2 protein-coding genes are annotated in these 2,813 nt (G+C 72.7%); one reads left to right on the forward strand and one right to left on the reverse strand.

Going from position 1 to position 2,813, the window contains the following annotated elements; genetic code table 11:
• Positions 1–6: 6 nt before the first annotated feature.
• Entirely contained in the window at positions 7–378 is a 372-nt protein-coding gene (locus QH283_RS22055) for an Rv2175c family DNA-binding protein (RefSeq protein WP_280504871.1), read from the reverse strand.
• Positions 379–477: 99 nt separating this feature from the next.
• Here QH283_RS22055 and pknB point away from each other — a divergent pair, with 99 nt between their 5' ends.
• Complete coding sequence (pknB, locus tag QH283_RS22060) at positions 478–2,481, forward strand: Stk1 family PASTA domain-containing Ser/Thr kinase (protein ID WP_280504872.1); 2,004 nt, start codon at positions 478–480, stop codon at positions 2,479–2,481.
• Positions 2,482–2,813 lie beyond the last annotated feature (332 nt).

The following is a 2,813-nucleotide window of genomic DNA, read 5'->3' on the forward strand; positions in this document are numbered from 1 at the left end:
GAGAGCTCAGAAGGGCTCGGCGGCGGCGCGACGCACCACTTCGCGGGCCAGCGGGCCGTGCAGCGCCTCGACCGGCTTGCCTGGCAGGCTCGGGTCGTCGGTGAAGATCCACTCCAGGATCTCCTCGTCGGTGTACTTCGAGTCCCGCATCACGGTGATCAGGCCGGGCAGCATCTTGACCACCTGGCCGGTGTCGCGATCGAAGAAGATCTCGGGGATTCCGGGCACCCCGTCGCGGCGGACCGCGAGGATCTGGTGCTCGCGCAACATCTGATGCACCCGGGTCACCACGACACCGAGCCGATCGGCGACCTCGGGAACCGACAACAGGGGCACCGAGTCCGCCAGCACGTCCTTGCTGCAGGGGAATGAGCTCACGGCAGACAACGGTAGTCGGTGTGCCGGGACCAGTTCCAACGGCATGGTTACGATCGACGGTGTCGCAGAGGGCGGCCGCGGATTTCGGAGGACTCACTGGTGATCGGGCAGATGCTGGACGGCCGCTATCGGATCGACGCGCCGATTGCCCGCGGCGGGATGTCGACGGTCTTCCGCGGCATGGACACCCGCCTCGACCGCCCGGTCGCCATCAAGGTGATGGACCCCAAGTTCGCCGGCGACCCGCAGTTCCTCACCCGCTTCGAACTGGAAGCGCGCACCGTCGCCCGGCTCAGCCATCCCGCCCTGGTCGCCGTCTACGACCAGGGCATCGACGGCGACCACCCGTTCCTCATCATGGAGCTGGTCCAGGGCGGCACCCTGCGGGAGCTGCTGCGTGAGCGCGGCCCGATGCCACCGCACGCGGCGCGCGCGGTGGTGGAGCCGGTGCTCGCCGCGATCGGGGTGGCGCACAGCCAGGGCCTGGTGCACCGCGACATCAAACCGGAGAACGTGCTGATCTCCGACGCGGGTGAGGTCAAGATCGCCGACTTCGGCCTGGTGCGCGCGGTCGCCGCGGCCAACACCACCGCGGCGGGCGTCATCCTCGGCACCGCCGCCTATCTCTCCCCGGAACAGGTCACCACCGGCCACACCGACGCCCGCAGCGATGTCTACGCCTTCGGCATCCTGATCTTCGAACTGCTCACCGGCCAGGTGCCGTTCACCGGTGACAACTCGCTGTCGGTCGCCCTGCAGCGGGTCGATCACGACGTGCCCAGCCCCAGCGGCTACATCGACGGCGTCCCCGTCGAATTCGACGAGCTGGTCGCCAGGGCCACCGCCCGCGAGCCCGCGCACCGCTTCGCCGACGCGAACGAGATGCTGGCCGAGTTGCGCCACATCGCCGCCCTGCTGAACCTGCCGCCCTACCGGGTGCCCGCGCCGCAGGACTCCGCCGAGCACCTGAGCGCGCGCCACCAGGCCGTGAGCCCCGCCCCCGGCCTCACCCCGGGCGCGTTCGCCCAGCCGCCGGCGCACACTCCCGCCGCGCAGCCGCACCGCACCCGGGTGGTGAGTGGACCGCAGCCCGGTGACGACGACTTCGACAGCAGGATGTACGGCGCCGCGGCGGCACCGGCCGGGCCGGGCCAGGCCGCCCCGCCGCAACACTACGAACCCCAGCACCACGGCAGCCACCGCGCACCCTACGGCCCCGACCCGGCCCGTGCCCGGCGCACCACCCTGATCTGGGTGGCCGCGGTCGTCGCGGTCACCCTGCTGGTCGGCATCGGCGGCTGGTGGCTCGGCGTCGGCCGCTACAACGCGGTGCCGCCGATCGCGGGCATGACCACCGAGCAGGCCACCGAAGCCCTGACCGAGGCCGGTTTCACCGCCACCACCAAACCCAAGGCCTCCGACACCGTGCCAACCGGCGGCGTCGTCGGCAGCGACCCGCCCGCCGGTTCCAAGATCACCAAGGGCTCCACCGTCGCGGTGCTGGTCTCCAGCGGCAAGCCGACCGTGCCGTCGGTGCAGCCGGGCGACGACATCGACACGGTGATCGCGCTGATCGAGGAGGCGGGCCTGACTCCGGTGCGCGCGGGCGAGACCGGCAGCAGCGCCCCCGAGGGCACACTGGCCGGGGTGGACCCAGAGCCGGGCACGGTGCTGCCGCTCAACGGTCAGGTCAGGGTCTACACCAGCAACGGCTCGCGCCCGGTGGAGATCCCCGACGTGCGCGGCAAGACCGTCGAAGAGGCCGAAGCGGCGCTGTCGGCGCTGGGCATCAGCGTGCGCAGCACCACCGAGGACTACGACAAGGCCATCGAGCCGGGCAGCGTGATCGGCACCGAACCCGCCATCGGCACCACCATCGACCCGGGCAAGGGCGTGACCCTGGTGGTCTCGAACGCGGTGAAGATCCCCGGCGTGATCGGCAAGAGCGTCGCCGACGCGCGGGAGATCCTCGAAGAGCTCGGCCTGCGGGTGCAGGTGCGCCAGCTGACCCCCCGCGACAGCTCGGTGGTCATCTCGCAGAGCCCGACCGCGGCCAACCGGGTCGAGCCGGGCTCGACCATCACCCTCGTCGCCCTGCCCTAGCAGCCTGTCCTGGTCCCTGCCCCAGCCTCGGCTCTGTCCCGGTGACCCCGCCCCGGCCTGCCGGGACGCCCGTGAGCGGCGACGCCCGGCTGCCCGCCCCGTGGCGCGAGCCGCCCGCCGGGCTCCGGCGGCACGTGCGCGCGCACCACGAACACGACAGAGCCCCCGCGGCCCGGGGGCGGGGGGGGGCGGTTAGGCGGGGGGCCCGGGGAAGCCGGGGCCCACGGGGGGGGGCGGGCGGGGTGGTCGAGCCCGGCTCGACCCGGTTGGCCGCGGTCGGGCTCTGCGAGATGACCACCGAGCTGTCGCGGGGGGTCAGCTGGCGCACCTGC

It is taken from the genome of Nocardia farcinica (assembly GCF_029867845.1).
Taxonomy (GTDB): Bacteria; Actinomycetota; Actinomycetes; order Mycobacteriales; family Mycobacteriaceae; genus Nocardia; species Nocardia farcinica_A.